This window comes from Bowmanella dokdonensis (genome assembly GCF_017254865.1).
Lineage (GTDB): Bacteria > Pseudomonadota > Gammaproteobacteria > Enterobacterales > Alteromonadaceae > Bowmanella > Bowmanella dokdonensis.
Window position 1 is genome coordinate 1 of record NZ_JAFKCV010000106.1, and the last position, 431, is coordinate 431.

Annotated in this window: 1 protein-coding gene; it reads left to right on the plus strand. The window is 40.8% G+C overall.

Annotated features, from left to right (window positions below; translation table 11 throughout):
- Positions 1-431 (plus strand): hypothetical protein (locus J0A66_RS21755; protein WP_206575943.1); only part of this gene is annotated, 431 nt, incomplete at both ends.

Consider the following 431-nt stretch of genomic DNA (forward strand, 5'->3'; position numbering starts at 1 on the left):
TTATGCCTATCGTGATCGTCAGCGTATGCCGAAAATTTCAAGAGATTTGGCAAAGTCGCTTTTTCAAAAGATATTGGAAAGGCGAAATGAACTTGTTGAGATCGATACATTAAAGCAAGTAAATCCAAACTCGTTACTGGATAGCGAACTTGAGCATAAGTTTATTGACACTCTAAAAGCCTCGGGAAGACCGTGGAAAGTGAACAACGCCATCGTAAATGGAAAGAATGGTTATGTGTTGACTGTTGGACGAAATGAACAGATCACTCAGGCGTGGAAAATCGAACCACAAGTTGATTTAAACTGTGCAATGGGTGTCGAAATGGCTTGTCGGCCCGATTTTGTTTTCTGGCCAGTTAAAAACCAAGAGCATATTTTACCTATAGCGGTATTTCTCGATGGATATGAGTTTCACTGTGACAAGGTAGGAG